The organism is Microvirga sp. jy35 (genome assembly GCF_056148915.1).
Genome location: NZ_JBWBEW010000025.1, coordinates 15,574 through 32,516, shown reverse-complemented (window position 1 = coordinate 32,516; position 16,943 = coordinate 15,574). Strand labels below are relative to the sequence as shown.

Sequence of the window (16,943 nt, the reverse complement as noted above, 5' to 3'; positions counted from 1 at the left end):
GTCGCCCTCTGCGAGGGATGCCACGAAAATTCCTGCAACAAGGCCTGAGGTTCAGGATCGCTCCTGAACCGCCGCAACGGCCTGACTACCACCGGATCCTCAGTTCCCCTCCCACGGACCAGCGACTGAAAGGGTCATCATCCTGTCCGGCATCGAAATTGCCGTCATCCTCGGACGAGCGTGCGTAGGACACGAGGTGGCTTGCATAGAGGGCGAAGGTCGCCTGAGAGGTGAAGTCGTAGTTCAGGCGCGCGGAGGCATAGGAGACGAAGCCCCCATCGCCGGGCTCGCTCCAGCCGTATCCGGCAGCCCCCTGAAGATCGAACCACCATCCCTCGGCAAGGGGGCCGTAGAAATGGACGCTCGCCTCAAGGGACTGGTAGCGATCGGGATTCCAGTATCCGTTATCCACGACCTCGGCGAAATCGAAAGCCGTGTAGCGTGCGCCCAGCCAGAAATAGGGATTGGCCGTGAAGCGCTTGGCGAACTCCACCTGCCCCCAGGCCCGCTCATTGCCGTCCGAGTAGTGGCTGTAGATCGCCTGAGCGGTGAAGCGGGTTGCATTGTCGGGCGTCACGCTAACCTTGAAGCCGACATCGTTTGCCAGAACATCGTTCACGATCGAACGGGTGTTCTCGTCCGCGTAGCGCCGCACCAGGTTCAGGTCGAACCGGAGCAGATCGGACGGGATCAGGCTCAATGTCGTGTCATGGGTGAGCGTGACATCCTGATCGCCGTCTCCGTCCGGGCGGCTGCGCCGTGATTCGTCTTCGAGATTCAGGAAGATGGACGACTTGAACTCGACGTGGTCGCCGAACCTGTGCTGACCCGCGATGCCGATGCTCGACATATCGAGGCTCGGGAAATCGCCGCCGCGATAGCGCATGAAGCGGGCCTGGGGCCCGAATTTCGTCAGGCCATCGTTGAAGGTCAGCTCATGGGAGGCTTGCAGAGACCAGATCGCAAGATCGTCCGAGCGGCGGGCATACCAGCTCTCGATGCGGGTCAGAGGCCGGCGTTCGAGATAGAGCTGATCGAGCAGCGCGAGGGCACCGGCATCACCCGGCTTCTGTACCAGAACGGCTTTCGCGTAATCCTCGGACAGATCCGGGCGCCCCATCTCCCGCCGCGCTTGGGCGGCGATGAAGAGAGAGGCGGGATTCCGGTCGCCGCTGGCGATAAGCGGCTCGAGCCGGGCCAGAGCTGCCCGCGGGAGCCCCATGGACCGCTCGGCCGTCGCAGCACCGCGGATCGCTTCCCCATTGTTGGGCTGGAGCGAGAGGACCACCTCGAAGTCGACCAGGGCATCCTTGTGTTCCGTGATGTCGTTGAGGGCGTTGCCCCGCCCGATGAGGGCATCGACGTCGTTTGCGTTCGTCGCCAGAATTTCGCTGAAGACCGGAATCGCAAGCTTCTGCTGGCTGCTCCAGGCCAGGGCGCGGGCAAGCCCGAGCCGGGCATCGCGCCTCTCCTGCGTGCTCAGGTCAGCCCGCTGAAGCACCTCCTGGAACAGGGGAATGGCTCTGAGCGGCTGGCCGGCATAAAGCACCTGCTCGGCATATTCCCGCAGCAGCTCCCGGCGTCGCCCCGGCATGACGGTCAACGCGCGCTCGAAAAGGTTCACCGCTTCGGCATTGCGGGTTTGCCCAGCGGCTTGGCGCGCCGCGCCGACGAGCGCATCGGAGAAGGCCTTGCGGGCTTCCTCGTCGCGCGGGTTCTCCCGGAACAGGGGCTGCCAGGCGGCGATGGCTTCGCGGAACTGATTGCTCCAGAGGAGCGCAAAGGCAAGACCGCGCCGGACGCGCCGGCGCTCCGCCTCGGGGCGCTGGCCATCGCGGAGGGCTTCCCGGTACAGGGGCACCGCGCCCGCCGGATTGCCTGAATAAGCGACCTGATCGGCATACTCGGGCAGGAGTTCCTGGCGCCGCTGCGGCGCGGTCTCGATGGCTCTGCGGAAGAAGGAAGCGGCATCGGCGTTGCGGGTACGCCCGGCCGCCTGCCGGGCGGCACCCACATAGGCGTCGGAAAGCGTCTTGCGCGCTTCCGCATCGCCCCGGTCGGCCTGCAGAATGTTCCCCCAGGCCTCGATCGCCTGCTGGAACTGGCTGCTCCATAGAACTGCGAAAGCCAATGCGCGGGTTGCCTGCTGACGCTCCGCAGGCGGGAGATCCCGGCGGGCGAGAATTTCGCGGTAGAGGGGAACGGCCCTCCCCGGCTCTCCGGAGAAGGCGAGCTGGTCCGCATACTCGCGACCGACCTGCCCCCGCTTGGACGGATCGAGTGCAATCGCCCGCTCGAAAAGCGAAGCCGCTTCTTTGTTTGCACCCCTTCCTGCCGCCTCTCGGGCCGACGCAATGGCCGCGTCGGCGGGCGAGACTGGAGCGGCGGCGGGTGCTTGTTGAGCCGGTGCTGGAGCAGTCTGAGAGGGCTGCACCGCCTGTGCACGGCCCCTTTCAGAGCCGGCTCGGGCTTCTGCCAACCCCTGCCGAACCTGAGCGTCGTCTGGGGCTGTCCGAAGCACATCCTCGAGGGCCGCGACGGCGGCCGGAAACTGGCCGCTCCACAACAGGGCAAAGGCCAATCCCCGCCTCAGGCGGCGCTGCTGATCGTCGGGGCGGCTGCCATCTCGCATGGCTTCGCGATAAAGCGGCACGGCCTGATCGGGCTGGCCGGCATATGCCGTCTGATCGGCAAATTCCGGCAGCAGCTCCTGGCGGCGCTGAGGGGCCGTTTCGATGGCACGGCCGAAAAGCGACTTGGCGTTTGCATTCTCGGAACGCTCCCCAGCCTGTCGGGCTGCTCCGACCAGAGCGTCGGACAATGCCTTCCTGGCTTCATCGCTGCCGGGATCCGCCCTCAGGCGGGCCTCCCAGGCAGGGACCGCCTCCTGGAACCGGCTGCTCCACAGGAGAGCGAAGGCCAGCCCACGCTCCGCCCGATCACGATTGGCAGGGTCGAGGGTAGGATCGTTCAGACGCTCACGATACAGCAGTACGGCATCCGCGGGGCGGCCGGAATAGGCCACCTGATCCGCGTACTCGAGCAGGAGTTCGTTCCGGCGTTCGGGAGCAGCCGTGATGGCCTGCTCGAAGAGACGAGCGGCCTCCCGATTGTCGTTGGTGGAGGCTGCCTGTCTGGCCTGCTCCAGCAGCTCCTGAGTGGACTGGGCCAAGGACGGTGACGCAGCCAGCCCAAACCCACAGAGGAATACGAGGCTTGCAAACCGGATATGAAGGGCAAGCCTACGCTGGTGCATCGTCTCAGAATCTCGAATCACAAAAATCAGGAGGGGCAGTATCTGGATTTTGCCCTTATGGCAGGTAAAGATCAGCTCTGGCGAGAGCCTCGCCTTGCCCAACTTTATTTCCTGGAAAATAGACTATTCTTATCCCCAGACCAGAGGCCTTCCGCCTCCAGCCTCTTTCCGGAGACGCGTTACTTGTCCCGTCCCTCTTCCCGCTTCCAGTCTCAGACGCCTTGGTCTCCGCTGCCGTACTCACTCTGGCATGAGACCCTGTGGCAGCTTCTCTGCACGGCGAGTCTCGTGTTTGGGGCATGGTATATCGGCTGGCGATGGCTTGCCTCGATCAACTACGACGCGCTCTGGTTCTCGATTCCCCTTCTGATCGCCGAGACGGGGTCCTTCATCGGCCTCGTTCTCTTCACGGCAAATCTGTGGACCGCACGATCCCCGGTGCGCGCTCCTCTTCCGGTCACAGTCCGTGATTGCACAGACGACGCGGACGCGCCCGACAGGCCTGTTTCCGTCGATGTTTTCTTCGCAACATACAGCGAGGATCCGGAACTCGTTCGGGTCGGTCTGAAGGCTGCCAAGAAGCTTACCTACCCCTACCCAATCAATGTGCAGGTTCACGTCCTTGACGATGGCAAGCGCCCGGCCATGGAAGCGGTCGCACGGGAAGAAGGGGTGAATTACCTCACCCGCTCCGACAATGTAGGCTTCAAGGCAGGCAACCTCAGAAATGCCATGGCGTCCACGTCTGGGGACTTCATCCTGATCTGCGACGCAGACATGCATCCGTTCCCCACGTTCCTGGAGGAGACCCTCGGCTACTTCAGGGATCCAAAGGTTGCGTGGGTCCAGACGCCGCACTGGTTCTATGACATCCCCCCGGGAATACCCCTGCCGGCCGTGCTCGGGCGCCGGCTAGGCGCCTTGGGTCGGGGTATGGGTAGAGCGTTCGAGCGCCTCTTCGGGCCTGTTCAGGTGGGGGAAGATCCATTCGCCAACGATCCCCAGCTGTTCTTCGACGTGATTCTGCGCCGTCGCAACTGGGCTAATGCGAGCTTCTGCTGCGGCGCCGGTTCGATCCACCGTCGCGAGGCGGTCATGGAGGCGGCTCTTCGTCAATGGTCCGCTCAGGTCGCGGCGGCAGCCGGGCGCAATGAAAGGGCCGCCCGCCAGCTCACCGGCGAGCAGGCCATTACCGATTCGATCAGCGATGTGATGCGCTGGCAGAGTGCGCTGGAGGAGGAGTTCCAGCCCTACAAGTTCCACGTCTCCGAGGACATCTACACGTCCATCGTCCTGCACAGCGACCGGGAGCGCGGGTGGAAGTCTGTTCTGCACCCCGTCGTCCAGGCGCGAATGCTGTCCCCCAACGACCTTCTCAGCTGGACGATCCAGCGCTTCAAATATGCGGGCGGAACCCTGGACATCCTCGCCCACGACAATCCGCTGTTCCGGCGCGGGCTGACGCTGCCGCAGAAGCTCATGTACGGATCGACCTTCTACTCGTACCTGTCGCCGATCTGGAACATCGTCTTCCTCATCTCGCCCATCGTTTTCCTGTTCTCAGGAATCGCGCCGGTCTCGGGCTACTCGCTCGACTTCTTCGTGCATATCGCGCCGTTCCTGCTGCTCAACGAGCTGTCGCAGCTGGTTGCCATGTGGGGCAACTCGAACGCCAAGGGCCGCGCCTGGTACCTCGCCATGTTCCCGCTGAATATGCAGGCGCTCTGGGCCGTCGTGCGCGGGAAAAAGATCTCCTTTCCCGTCACGCCCAAGGACCGTCAGGTTGGAACCTACGGCCGTCTCGTCAGATGGCAGATAGCCCTGGTCGTCGTCACCATGGCGGGTCTGGCCTGGGGCTGGGCTGCCTATGGCATGGGACGTGAGGGCTATACGCTCGGGGCGATGATCGCCAATACCCTCTGGGGTTTCAGCAATGCCCTGTCGATGCTCCCGGTGATCCGGGCGGCCTATTGGCAGCCTGACCCGGAATTCGAAGCCGCCATCGTGGAAGGTGCCCTGCCCTCGTAGGCGTCGCCTGCCGCCGACGCCTGCCGCCGACGCCTTAAGCCCATGCGGTTTCGAGGGTGTCAGAGATGACGAACACCCGGTCGAGGGTCGTTAGGCGGAGCAGTCGCTGCACCTGCGGGCTCGGTGCGAGCAGGCGCAGATCGCCCTCCACCTTGCGGGCAGCCTTGAGACCGGACACCAGGGTGCCGAGACCGGTGCTGTCGATGAAGGAGACCTCGGACAAATCGACGGCAAGACGACTTCTTCCCTCAGCCACCGCGTCCTTCAGACGCGCCAGGAACTGAGGTGCCGCAGCGGCGTCCAAGCGCCCGGACAGGCGGACAAGGGCAATTCCCTGCTCCGTTTGCTCGATTTCAACCATGACCTCTAACCACCGTGTGAATGAACCGGCCAGAACCGCTCGGCGGGCCCGACAATGCCGCCGGTCTCTAGCGCGAATTTCGTGACGGTGTCCCTGAAATCTGACGTGAACCGGAAGATCACGGGAACCTGGGATTGGTAGCAGGCGATCGAATCGAGGCGCTTCTGGAGCGTCATCGCAACGGGAACGACGACAGGATCGCCCACCGTATCACCGAGCACCGCCAGGCGCGCCTCGACACCGGCGGGCGTGTGGATGGCATAGGGACAATCCTCATAGGCGTAGACCTTGAAGCCCGCAGTCGCCAGATGGCGGCCTGCCTCGAACACCAGTTGGTGGTCCACGTGGGAGCCAACGCCCAAGGGAACGAAGACCTGCATGTCGTCACGCCATTCCGGCAGTTGGCGAACTTCCTCAGCGAGATGCACGGCGAGTTCCAGTTCCTCGCCCTTCAAAACCCAGAAGAGTTCGGGATCGGACCTGTAGCGTTCGCCACGGTAGATGGCATCCGGCAACCCGAGCCAGCGGACGGAGGCGCCGAGGGCGTGGGCCGCTTGCGCATCCTCCGCACGGCGAACCGCCAGAACCTGGTCGGCATCGGTGACCTTCCACCTTTCATGCTTCCAGGCGGCAAACTCACCGACCATCTCATCGACCAGTTCGCCGGCAAACACCGTGATCATGCGCTGTTCATGCCCGCCCTCCGCCAGCAGGGCCAAAGTCCCTCCACAAGACAAGGGAACGTCGTCGTAATGCGGCTGGATGAATAGCGACGGTCCAAACACGAGAACACCCACAGGCCTACTTCACTCGAATCGATCAATCCCCGTCCAGCCAAGTTCAGTGCGCCAACCCCGGCCGAGCGAACGAATCGACCCTAACGAATTACCCCGATTTGAGGAGGACCGCACTAGGATGCAGCTGCCGATGATGGCATTGTGACCAGACGCAAATGTTACTATGATTCATAATGGAAGGGATATTCGGACGTCCTCGTCCGGCGCTCAGCATCTCTCTTGCCTTGTCGGGCCCTGGGCGATTAGGTTTCGGACCTCTTCCCACGGCAGTTCCGTGTCGTACCGCGTTCCAAGCTCACCGGAGGCTCGACGTTGACTTTCAGAGAAGGCCTCCTCAAGGCCCGAGGGCAGATCACCTTCATTGCGGCGCTAGCGATCTCGACCGGTATCATCATCTATCTCGAGACCCTCGATACGGAGGAGCGGATTCAGGGCCGCGTCGCAGCTGAACTCTCACGCCAGCGGAATGCTCCTCCGAGCATTTCGCCTGCGATCGATGCGAGGGTGAGAGCCAATCTTCAACAGTCGGAAGAGATTTATTCAGCGGAGCCGACTGCTGCGACCTCGCGAGCGGCTTTGCTGTCATCCCTCGCTTCCGCCGTGCAGCTCAACATTCTGAAGTCGGAGGACGGTCTGGCTCGGACCCAGAGGCTCATTGCCGACATGGAACGCCAGAAAGGCGAGATCACTCCCGTGCTCGTCTCCGCCCTGGGAGCCGTGGCGGTCGCTTTCCCTTCGCTGCAGGACAGAGTCGCAGGCCTCGCGTCGGCCCCGTAGGCCGGAGCTCATTTCGTCAGGGGAGCGATCCGTTTGATCATGCGCAGGCGGTTCTCGGATTCGCTTGAATGATACTCGACCTCGTCCATGTTCATGCGGATGAGCGCCAGACCCATGCCCCCTTCCGGGATGTCTGCCAGATCGGTTTCGTCGAACGCAAAGGTGTTCTCCGAGGCCTTGTCCAGCACCTGAGGAGGCATCGGGGGAGCATGGTCGATGATCTCGATCACGACCTGATCGGATTGAAGCCCGACAGCCACCTGAACGTCCTTCCCGAGCTCCCCATGATAGCCGTGCTTGATGACGTTGTTGATAGCCTCCACAAGGCTGAGTTCCACCGCGTCCCGATCCTCCGGACTCAGCAGATCGTCGCACAAGGCCCGAACGGCACGGGCGAGGAGCGACACCTTGTCGAGATCGCTGTCTATCGAGAGGCTGATGGAGGAAACCATCGGGGCTCTTTCTGCGCTCTGGCAGTGATGGATCAAGCAGAAAGCTGTTCGACCGCGGAATCCACATTCGGGTGAAGGGCGAAGACGCGGTCCATGCGGGTCAGGGTGAAAAGACGGCTCACGGCTCCTGTGGCACCTGCAACCGCCAAGCTCCCTCTGGGCCCGAGGCGCTTGAGGCAGGAGACGAGCGCGCCGAGCCCGGAGCTGTCGATGAAATCAACGTGGCTCAGGTCAAGAATGATCTGGTTCTGACCGGCGTCGATGCACCGTGTCATCTCATCCTTGAACGTCGGAGCCTTGCTGGCATCGATCCGCTTCTCCTCAACCCGGACGACGAGAATATTATCGCGTAGATCAGTGGACAGCATGCGCAGGAATCCTTTCGGCTAAGCGCTCCAGCATGAGAACGCTCAAGTCATCGTCCAAGCTCTCAGAGCCCCGCCAGTTCCGCAAGGCGTCATCGAGCCTGTCAAGCAGGTCGGGGCTCGAGTGCGCAGCCGTATCGCGCACGAGCGCGCGCAATCGATCTTCGGAAAACTGCTCGCCATCTTGGCCTTCGGCCTCGACCAGCCCATCCGAGTAGATGAAGAGCCTGTCGCCTGGGCCGAAGTCGAACTCCAGCCTCTCGTAAGAAGCGGCAGGAAGCATTCCGACCGGGAAACCTCCGTCGCCGATCACCTCAATGGCGCCATCTGAGCGGATCACCAGCGGCGATGGATGCCCCGCCTGAATGATGCTGGCGCGCTGGGTGCGGGAATCGATCTCACCCAGAACCATCGTGAAGTACGGCAGATCCTCCGGCCACTCCTCGTTGATATGGAGCGCGATCTCCTCCAACGGCGTGCCCTGGGTCCGCGTGAGAATGGCCTGCGAGAGAGCATGGTGGCAGGCGACGGACACCAGTGCAGCGGCCGCTCCGTGCCCGGCGACATCGATCTGGAAGAACCCTACCGCGCCATCGTTGCGCCGCACCACGTTATAGGTGTCCCCGGCAATCAAGCTCGAAGGGCGGAAAAGGCCGTGATACGCGACCCCATCGACCCTCGAGGATGGCGGCAGCATTGTCCTCTGGATGACGGCAGCGGCCTCGAGATCCGTCTGGAGCTGGCTGTAGGCATCGCGGAGACGGGCATGGAGGACCTGTTTCTCGTTCTGGGTCCGCTGCCGCTGAATGGCATTGGCCTTGAAGACCCGAAGCGCGTCGTTCATCTCGCCGATCTCGTCAGCCCGGGAGAGGCGAGGCAGGGGAGTGTCCAGATCGTTGTCTGCCAGCCTGAGCATTGTCTCGCTCAAACTTTCCAACGGCCTGACCACCCTTCGGCGCACGACCAGGATGCTGGCGATCACGGCAGTTGCCCCGAGCAGGAGAAGCACCGACCACAGGACCAAGGACCATTGGGCATGGCTCAGTCCCGCCTCGAGCCGCTCCCGCGAGCTTCGAAGGAGTTCCCGCTGCATGAGCGCGATGTTGCTCAGCGCCCTCCCCGTCAGGTCATACCATTCCTCAGGACCCAGGGAGGTCGGCACCCTGCCAAGGAGGGCGGCCAGCAGGGATCTTTGCAGCGGCGCGAACGTCGAGCTGTAGTTCTCATGGGTCCTCGACACGGCCCCCTTGATGCTTTCGCTCAGCGGCACCGCCATCTGACCGTCAATGAGCTCCCAGGCAAGGGCCGCCCGGCCCGCATTTTGACTGATCGCATCGATCTCCAGCCCTCCGATTGGGGATGAACTCCCAAGGGCTCGGCTCAGCAGCGCCTGGTTTCGGGCAATGCTCTCGCTGAGAATGGCGCCAAAGGCTCTCAGATTGGCCTCGGTTCGGAGGATCGGGTCAAGCGGCCTCTCCCGCTGCAGAATGGTCATCCGGGAAGACTGCAGTTCCTCTACGAGGCGAGTGGCCTCCTGAAACCAGCGCGGGGCGAACTCTTCGCCTCGGGCGACGTCGGTGAGATCGATAAACTGATCTGCCTGCTGCCGCAGGGCCACGGTTTCCCGACGGATCCGCGACAAAGTCATCAGGCTGCCGCTGGTATTGCTCAGGGATGCCTGGGTAGCCGTGATCTCGCGCTCTGCTGCGTTCAACAGGTCATCCACCTGCCGTCGCACGTCACGCAATTCCATGACTCCGTTGGCTTCGTTCCTCAGCCCGATCAACAGCACATATGTCTGGCTGCGCTCGTTCGCGAGAGCATCCGTCCCGAGCAGAAGCTTTTCCCGCACGGTGTTCGACGCCACCATCCTTTGGGCTGTCTGATAATCGAGCAGTTCGTCACGGATTTGGAACGCGACGGCGATCAGCAGGGCAGCACCGAGGAATGCCGTCAGGATCAACAGGGTGTGGCGAATCTTCATCGATGAGGTCTGGAGCGCTGGATTGGGCAGAAATCTGCCTGTGATATCATTGGGGTTCAAGGAATGAATAAATGCAACATGAGCCAAGAAAGGGCAGCTTGTCGAGCGCCGCTGCTCAAAACGGTATGCTCTTCGGGACCGCTCTTTGCACCTCCGATCTCCTGTCGCAACCTCTCACCCGGGCAATTCTGCGTGATTGCAATATTGTTACAGCAGAATACGAGATGAAATGGGATGCGATCTGCCGGCATCCGGAGCAAGCCGCCTACTCAGCCGCCGATAGGCTCGTTGCCTTCGGGTCGGAGAACACACTAGCCCTCCACGGACACACGCTTTGGTGGCATGAGTCCGTCCCGCCAGCCCTCCAGCCCAGGTCGGAAAAGGAGTTTCGGAAAGCCGCACTCAGTCACCTGAAAGCGATGACGACCCGCTATGCCGGGCAGATGCATTCCTGGGATGTTGTGAATGAGCCGCTGGAGCCCGCGCATGGGCGAGAAGACGGTCTTCGCGAAACGCCCTTTCTGACGGCTTTTGGACCTGATTATATTGAGCTGGGCTTCCGCGAGGCATCACTGCTCGATCCCAAAGCCGTTCTGGTTCTCAACGAGATGGGGCTCGAATACGCCTCACCGGCGGCTGAACGGAAGCGCCGGCAGTTGCTCGCCCTGCTCGGCCGGGAAATGGCGAGAGGCACCCCGATTGCCTGCCTGGGCATCCAGTCCCACCTGACCGCCTTGGAACAGCCCCGGAAGCATCCGGAACTGCGCGCCTTCCTTCGGGAGGTTCGGGCGATGGGCTTGAGCATCATGATCACGGAAATGGATGTTTCTGACCACCTTTGCCCACGCGATCGCAGACAGCGCGATGCGATCGTGGCCGATACATACCGGGCTTACCTCGATCTCGTTCTCGAGGAGGCCAGGGTTCTTGCCGTGAGCACCTGGTGCCTGTCGGACGACCGGACGTGGCTGAACGGCTTCCGGCCTAGGCCGGACGGCGCCATGCAGCGGTCGCTCCCTTTTGATCGGGCTATCCGGAAGAAGCCAGCCTGGCACGCCGTCAAGGATGCCCTTCTGCATGAACGGAAGATCGGCCCCGAGCCCAAGTGAGGCTCCGCCATAGGGACTGATTAACATCAATGGGTTATTGGGAGATCAGCGGCTTAAGTTTGGACTAAAACGGATTGTCTGCCCCTGAACGTCATGGCTTTCCGTACAGCGCAGGCATCTTAACGGAAGACGTTTCGGGAAAGAAGCATCGAGAACCCAGAGCAATGTCCTTTCCTATTGCACCCAATGAAGAGGAGCGCCTGCGGACTCTCATCGAGACCGGCGCCCTCGATGACCAAGCAGACCCGGCGCTCGATAAGATCTGCGAGGAGACTCGGCTGCACTTCGAGGTCCCGATTTGCACGGTCACCCTGCTGGACAAGGCCCGGCAGCGGATCAAAGCGGCCCAGGGCATAGAGCCGGGCGAGACGCCGCGCGATATGGCCTTCTGCAACTATACGATCCTGAACGATGAGGTTTTCGTTGTCAGCGACGCCTTGGCGGACGATCGCTTCAAGGACAACCCGTTCGTGACCGGCAATCCCTTCATCCGCTTTTACGCCGGTGCCCCTTTGATCTTCCTGAAGAACATTAGGCTCGGCGCCCTCTGCCTGATCGACACCAAGCCTCGCTCCTTCTCTAGAGGCGACAAGGCCGAGCTTCAGCTCTATGCGGACAAAGTCGTCCGGGAGATCGCCACCTATGAACTCGAGAAGAGAAGCTGAGGGATCCAGCCTTCATAAGCGACGAACGCCGCTAACACTAAGCAAAGCCGAATGGGGAAGCTCGACCTGCGAAGGCAACCTCAGCACGTCGGTGGTCGGCGGACGGCCTTGCCCACTCGTGTCTCCAGGGTCTTCGTCGAACGACTTGTCTGGGTCTGAATGAGCTAAAGACGATCCGGTTCCGCAGCTTCCATGCCGATAGCTTCAATCACCAGCTCGAACGTGACGCATACAGGATTGTCGCCACGGGCAATCTCCCCGGAGGTGATCATTCCCTCCATGTCGACAACATCGAGACTCAGCCGCGCCCGGTCCTGCCTGCCGTCGCTCCCATAGGAGCCAGCCAGGATGAGAACCTCGGTGGCATGTGAATCCACGCGCGTACCGTCAACGAAGCGCACCCCGTTCAAGCTGCCGATGCCATGGATACTGGCTCTTGCTATGCCTCGCTTTGAACAGATGTCCTCGATGGCGAAGCTGATGTCCTGATTGGGACGGACCTTTGCAAGCAGTGCGCGAGCACCTGTCATCGAGGAGCCCGCTCCGGCACGTCGAACGGGCTCGAAGAGGGTGAAGTTCGTCTCCGGATCAGGCATGGCCTCGAAGGTCGCATCCCTGAAGCCGATGCCTGTCACCTCGATGGGCTCTGCGATCGTGGACAACGGAGCAAGCATGTGGCCCATCCGCTGTCCCTCGGCTGTGTCCCATCGGCCATGGCAATGAAGAAAGGTCTTGCCGTCTCGCACGCCGACGATGGCGCAGGCGCGCCTCACATCCACCGGCCCGGCCGGCTCGAAGGTCTCACTGTACCAGGCGACATAGCGCGGATCTGATGAGGCGGCAGGCATTACGTATCGGAATGGTTCGCACCGCCCGCCGCGGAATTCCACGAAGCCGCCGATGCAGCCGGCCTCCCTCATGCCCGCAGCAACAGCTTCGTCGACGGTCAGGCCGGGCTCCAGCACGAAGCGGATCGGCACCGCCGCGCCGGGCGTCGCGACATAGCGTTCGTCAGCAGCGGGACCCGGATGATCGATGCGTCTCATCATCAGCTCCTCTCCCGCTGCCTCAATCCGCCCGCATGATCTGCTTCGGATCAGCGCGTGGATCACGCCTTCCCCAGCGCCCTGCTTCCACCCGGGTGAGGAACTCCGTCAGGAGTTGGTTGAACAGCGACGGCTCCTCAAGGTTCAGGGTATGGCCGGATTTCGGCAGCATGGCGAGCCCGCAACAAGGCGCCGTCCGCTTCAGGAAGACTCCTGGTTGAACCGAGTGATCATCCTCGTCGCCGACCACCACGAGCAGCGGAACCTCAAGGACCGCCAACTCGGCTTCCAGATCATAGAGGGACGGCCGCCGCATCTGCACGCCGCGCATGGTGTTGGCGGCACCCTTGTCGGAATGCTGCGCCATCCGATCCACGAACAGTCGCCAGCCCCGAGGATCCTTCTCCTGAAACTGGACCCGCGAGGCGCTCTCCCCATAGACCGGTGCAAACGCACGCGCGCCGCGCTCCTCGAAGCCCTGCGCCACCTGCTCTGAATTACGGCGGAAGAACTCCTGCTGCTCCTTTTCGGAGCCGTATCCCGCTCCTGCAACGACTGCGGACCGGATGCGATCTGGATGGCGCAAGGCAGCGTGCAGACAGGCAAAAGCCCCCATCGAGAGACCGACGACATGAGCCCTCTCTATCCCGGCCGCATTCATGACGTCGATGATATCGTCGGCTGCCCGGGCCTGAGAGTACTTCTCCACATCTTCCGGAATGTCCGACGGCGGATAGCCGCGGGCCGAGAAGGTGACGCATTGGTGCCTGCGGGAGAAATAGCCGACCTGCGGCTCCCAGCTCCAATGGTTACCGCCGAACTCGTGGGCGAATACGATAGGCGTACCGGTTCCGGAGGCTTCATAGAAAAGCCGGATGCCGTCGCTCGTGGTCGCGAATGCCATTGAACCTTATCCTCACCGAAACTCGGCGACAGCGCAGCTCTGCCCGCCATCCACCGGGAGGCATACCCCCGTGATGAACTGCGCCTCGTCGGAGGCGAGAAAGACCGCCGCATGGGCCACATCCCAGGCCGTCCCCATCCGACCCATCGGAACGGCCGCATTGCGCGCCGCTACCATGTCCTCGACAGAGGCATATTGCCCGGAGATCTGGCGGTAGATCAGCGGCGTGTCGATGAGGCCCGGCATGATGCAGTTGGCGCGGATGCCCTGACGGGCATATTGCATCGCGAGCGCCACCGTTGCCTGGTTCACCGCAGCCTTGGTGGCGTAGTAGGCAAAATAGGGATAGCCCGTCCAGCGGATCGCCGCGAGGGACGAGATGTTGACGATGGCACCTCCTCCCTGGTTCAGCATGTGTGGGATCACGGCCTTGGCCGTGCGGTAGACGGGTCCTATGTTGAGCTTCAGCGCGGCCTCGAACTGCTCCTCGGTCAGCTCGACGGGCCCTCCCATATGGGTCACCCCTACGTTGTTGTGCAGGATATCGATGCGCCCGAAGGCTTCGATTGCCTGAGCGACCGCTATCACGACGGATTCCGTATTTGTAACGTCGGCCGCAACCGCGACCGCCTTGCCGCCTTCCTTCGCGATGATCGATGCCGTTTCCTCCGCCGCCTCCAGGACGAGATCGACACAGATAATGCGGGCTCCCTCGCGGGCATAGGCCACGGCCGCGGCCTTGCCGTTGCCCCAGCCATCCCCTGCGGACCCAGCCCCGAAAACGATGGCTGTCTTTCCCTTCAGACGGTCGACCATGAAGCTCTCCAGCGCGTGGCTGTAGAACGCAATGCACGTTCAGCAGGAAACAGCGTGCGCCCGGCGGATACCGCCGGGCGCGAGGACATAGGGATCAGCCCGTTGATCAGGTCAGGTTGCTGCCCACCGCCTTCTCGAGGATGGCCCAGGCCTCGTCGCCGTACTTCTTCTTCCATTCGGCATAGAAGCCGGCCTTCCGCAGCGCATCCCGGAAGAGGGCCGGATTCGGATCGTTGAACTGCATGCCTTTGGAGACGAGTTCGTCCTTGAGACCGGCGTTCAGCTTCGCCACATCGGCGCGCTCCTCGACGGCGGCGGCATTGAGGTGCTTGGCAACGATGGTGCGCAGATCCTCCGGCAGCCGATCCCAGGCGCGGCGATTGGCCAGGAACCAGAAGCCATCCCACATATGATTGGTCATTGAGGTGAATTTCTGAACTTCGAAGAGCTTTGCAGTGGAAATGATTGCGAGCGGGTTCTCCTGCCCATCAACAATCTTCGTCTGCAGCGCCGTATAGACCTCCGCGAAGTTGATGCTGGCCGGGGCCGAGCCGAAGGCCGTGAACATGGAGGTCCACAGCGGGCTCACCGGCACGCGGATCTTGAAGCCCTTCAGATCGTCCGGGGTTTGAATTGCCTTGTTGGAGCTGGTGATCTGCCGGAAGCCGTTGTCCCAGATCTTGTCCATGACAACGAGGTTAGCTTTGGTGATCTGGCTACGCACATAGGCGCCGAGCTCACCATCCATGGCCTTCCAGACACTGTCGTAGTTCGGGAAGGCAAAGCCGATGCCGCTGATCGAGGCGTTTGGCACGAGCGTGGACAGGATCAGGGGCGAGAGGGTGAAGAACTCGACGCCGCCTGACCGGACCTGGCTCAGCATATCCGTGTCAGAGCCGAGCTGGTTGTTGGGGAAGATCTGGATCTCGACCCGCCCGCCAGTCTCCTGCTTGATCCTGTCGGCCGCTTCCTTCGCGCGCAGGTTCATCGGGTGGGTGACGGGCAGGTTATTGGCATATTTATAGGTGAACTCGGCCGATTGGGCACGAACTCCGAAGCTACCTGCGAATGCCGCGGAGGCAGTGCCCTGCAGCAGGGTACGTCGTGTAATGATCATGTTTCTCTCCCTCATGCTTGTTGTTTAGGCGGCGTTGGACTTTTGGCTCCCGCGTCACAGGAAAGCGGTGGAAATGCTTGGGATCGCGGCGATCAGAACGAGGCCGACGAACAGTGCTCCGACAGATGGCGCGTTCCGCCGCTCAGGAAGCGCCAGACTCGAACCCAGGGCGACATCTCACGCTCCGCTCAAGCGAATTGGACCAGCGTGCAGGCAAGGTCGAGAGCGCTTCATGCCGGTCCCCGCAACACTCATCTGCCTTCCTCCCGCCCTTGTAGCGATCGCAATAAAATCTCCGCATTAGGTCCACTTTATGGATCTTTGTTTCGCCGCGAGTGGCAAAAAGATACACGTCTTACAAACCATTGCAACATGGGTCGAAGCAATTTAGCCTGTGCGGAAGGATGAGGACCGGCAGTTTCGGTCCATCATGTGGACCGACGACGGAACTGCACAATGGATGATGCCTCCTTGTCGACCGGTGATCTGTCAGGGTCCCAGAGTGTGGACAGAGCCCTGCGTCTGCTGGCCCTCGTCGGGCGTGAAGCGGAACGCGGTGCCCAGCTGAGTGACATCGTCGAGGAGAGCGGCCTCAACAAGCCGACGGCTCGGCGTCTGCTCCTCGCGCTCATGCGAGCCGGCCTCGTGGAGCAGGAGGCGCGGTCTCGCCGGTATTATCTGGGCGAGGAAGCCTATGTGCTCGGCACCCTCGCCTCGCGTCGTCACGGTCTGCTCGAGCTTTCGCTCGAGAGTCTGCGCAATCTCTCCGATGTCACGATGGATACAAGCTTTCTGTCCGTGAGGCGCGGCAATTACGCCGTGTGCCTGCACCGGGAGGAAGGCACTTATCCGGTACGCACCCATGCTCTCCAGGTAGGGAACCAGCATCCTCTCGGCATTGGCGCCGGCTCGCTCGCCATGCTTGCCTCTCTCCACGACGATGAGGTGGAGACCATCCTCACCGCGAACAGGAAGACTCTCGAAACCCATTACTCCTATTATCCGGTGGAGCAGATCCGTGATGATATCGCTCAAGCGCAGCGGCAGGGTTATGCGCTCAATCCCGGCCGGATCGTTGCCGGATCCTGGGGAATCGGACTGGCGATCAGGTTTCCGGACGGACGCATCGCCGGTGCGCTGAGCCTCGCGGCCATCGACAGCCGCATGAGCGCCGGACGGCAGCCGGAACTCGTCCGGCATCTCAGAACCGAGGTCGAGCGCGTCGAGAGCAAGCTCCACAAGATGTTCTTTCCTGCGAGCGCCTGA

15 protein-coding genes are annotated in these 16,943 nt (G+C 62.1%); 5 read left to right on the top strand and 10 right to left on the bottom strand.

What is annotated here, in order from left to right:
- Positions 1 to 85 precede the first annotated feature (85 nt).
- The gene (locus tag AC0QTX_RS17670) at positions 86 to 3,172 is read right to left on the bottom strand and encodes a tetratricopeptide repeat protein (RefSeq protein ID WP_474605127.1); all 3,087 of its coding nucleotides are present in this window, start codon (positions 3,170 to 3,172) and stop codon (positions 86 to 88) included.
- Between the two features lie 267 nt (positions 3,173 to 3,439).
- On the opposite strand from AC0QTX_RS17670, the gene AC0QTX_RS17665 reads away from it, so the two are divergent.
- A complete protein-coding gene (locus AC0QTX_RS17665; protein WP_474605126.1) occupies positions 3,440 to 5,284 on the top strand; it encodes a glycosyltransferase family 2 protein in 1,845 nt (614 codons plus the stop codon).
- 34 nt (positions 5,285 to 5,318) lie between these two features.
- On the opposite strand, the gene AC0QTX_RS17660 is transcribed toward AC0QTX_RS17665, so the two are convergent.
- Together AC0QTX_RS17660 and AC0QTX_RS17655 are read right to left on the bottom strand one after the other, a co-directional pair.
- Positions 5,319 to 5,645, bottom strand: a complete 327-nt coding sequence (locus AC0QTX_RS17660; protein ID WP_474605125.1) for an STAS domain-containing protein — start codon at positions 5,643 to 5,645, stop codon at positions 5,319 to 5,321.
- A gap of 5 nt (positions 5,646 to 5,650) precedes the next feature.
- On the bottom strand, positions 5,651 to 6,430 hold the full coding sequence (locus AC0QTX_RS17655) for a PIG-L deacetylase family protein (RefSeq protein ID WP_474605161.1): 780 nt from the start codon (positions 6,428 to 6,430) through the stop codon (positions 5,651 to 5,653).
- Between the two features lie 324 nt (positions 6,431 to 6,754).
- Between AC0QTX_RS17655 and AC0QTX_RS17650 the strand changes: the two genes are divergently transcribed.
- The gene (locus AC0QTX_RS17650; protein WP_474605124.1) at positions 6,755 to 7,219 is read left to right on the top strand and encodes a hypothetical protein; all 465 of its coding nucleotides are present in this window, start codon (positions 6,755 to 6,757) and stop codon (positions 7,217 to 7,219) included.
- Positions 7,220 to 7,227: 8 nt separating this feature from the next.
- Here the strand turns inward: AC0QTX_RS17650 and AC0QTX_RS17645 are convergent, their stop codons facing one another.
- Genes AC0QTX_RS17645 through AC0QTX_RS17635 form a run of 3 tightly spaced genes read right to left on the bottom strand, consistent with a single transcriptional unit; the run spans position 7,228 to position 10,020 of the window.
- Entirely contained in the window at positions 7,228 to 7,671 is a 444-nt protein-coding gene (locus tag AC0QTX_RS17645) for an ATP-binding protein (RefSeq protein ID WP_474605123.1), read from the bottom strand.
- A 32-nt stretch (positions 7,672 to 7,703) separates the two neighbouring features.
- Positions 7,704 to 8,039, bottom strand: a complete 336-nt coding sequence (locus AC0QTX_RS17640) for an STAS domain-containing protein (RefSeq protein WP_474605122.1) — start codon at positions 8,037 to 8,039, stop codon at positions 7,704 to 7,706.
- Positions 8,026 to 10,020 carry a PP2C family protein-serine/threonine phosphatase gene (locus AC0QTX_RS17635; RefSeq protein ID WP_474605121.1) on the bottom strand — a complete coding sequence of 665 codons (1,995 nt, stop codon included), beginning with the start codon at positions 10,018 to 10,020 and terminating at the stop codon, positions 8,026 to 8,028. The genes AC0QTX_RS17640 and AC0QTX_RS17635 overlap by 14 nt, the downstream gene beginning before the upstream one ends.
- Positions 10,021 to 10,091: 71 nt before the next feature.
- Between AC0QTX_RS17635 and AC0QTX_RS17630 the strand changes: the two genes are divergently transcribed.
- Positions 10,092 to 11,129 carry an endo-1,4-beta-xylanase gene (locus AC0QTX_RS17630; protein ID WP_474605120.1) on the top strand — a complete coding sequence of 346 codons (1,038 nt, stop codon included), beginning with the start codon at positions 10,092 to 10,094 and terminating at the stop codon, positions 11,127 to 11,129.
- A gap of 164 nt (positions 11,130 to 11,293) precedes the next feature.
- Positions 11,294 to 11,794: a GAF domain-containing protein gene (locus AC0QTX_RS17625; RefSeq protein WP_474605119.1), complete on the top strand. Its 501-nt coding sequence runs from the start codon at positions 11,294 to 11,296 to the stop codon at positions 11,792 to 11,794.
- Between the two features lie 164 nt (positions 11,795 to 11,958).
- Here the strand turns inward: AC0QTX_RS17625 and AC0QTX_RS17620 are convergent, their stop codons facing one another.
- From AC0QTX_RS17620 to AC0QTX_RS17605, 4 genes are all read right to left on the bottom strand, one after another.
- Positions 11,959 to 12,843: a PCC domain-containing protein gene (locus tag AC0QTX_RS17620; RefSeq protein ID WP_474605118.1), complete on the bottom strand. Its 885-nt coding sequence runs from the start codon at positions 12,841 to 12,843 to the stop codon at positions 11,959 to 11,961.
- A 19-nt stretch (positions 12,844 to 12,862) separates the two neighbouring features.
- Positions 12,863 to 13,744: an alpha/beta fold hydrolase gene (locus tag AC0QTX_RS17615; RefSeq protein ID WP_474605117.1), complete on the bottom strand. Its 882-nt coding sequence runs from the start codon at positions 13,742 to 13,744 to the stop codon at positions 12,863 to 12,865.
- A gap of 12 nt (positions 13,745 to 13,756) precedes the next feature.
- Complete coding sequence (locus tag AC0QTX_RS17610; RefSeq protein ID WP_474605116.1) at positions 13,757 to 14,560, bottom strand: SDR family NAD(P)-dependent oxidoreductase; 804 nt, start codon at positions 14,558 to 14,560, stop codon at positions 13,757 to 13,759.
- 106 nt (positions 14,561 to 14,666) lie between these two features.
- Positions 14,667 to 15,677 carry a TRAP transporter substrate-binding protein gene (locus tag AC0QTX_RS17605; RefSeq protein ID WP_474605115.1) on the bottom strand — a complete coding sequence of 337 codons (1,011 nt, stop codon included), beginning with the start codon at positions 15,675 to 15,677 and terminating at the stop codon, positions 14,667 to 14,669.
- 456 nt (positions 15,678 to 16,133) lie between these two features.
- On the opposite strand from AC0QTX_RS17605, the gene AC0QTX_RS17600 reads away from it, so the two are divergent.
- Complete coding sequence (locus tag AC0QTX_RS17600; protein ID WP_474605114.1) at positions 16,134 to 16,943, top strand: IclR family transcriptional regulator; 810 nt, start codon at positions 16,134 to 16,136, stop codon at positions 16,941 to 16,943.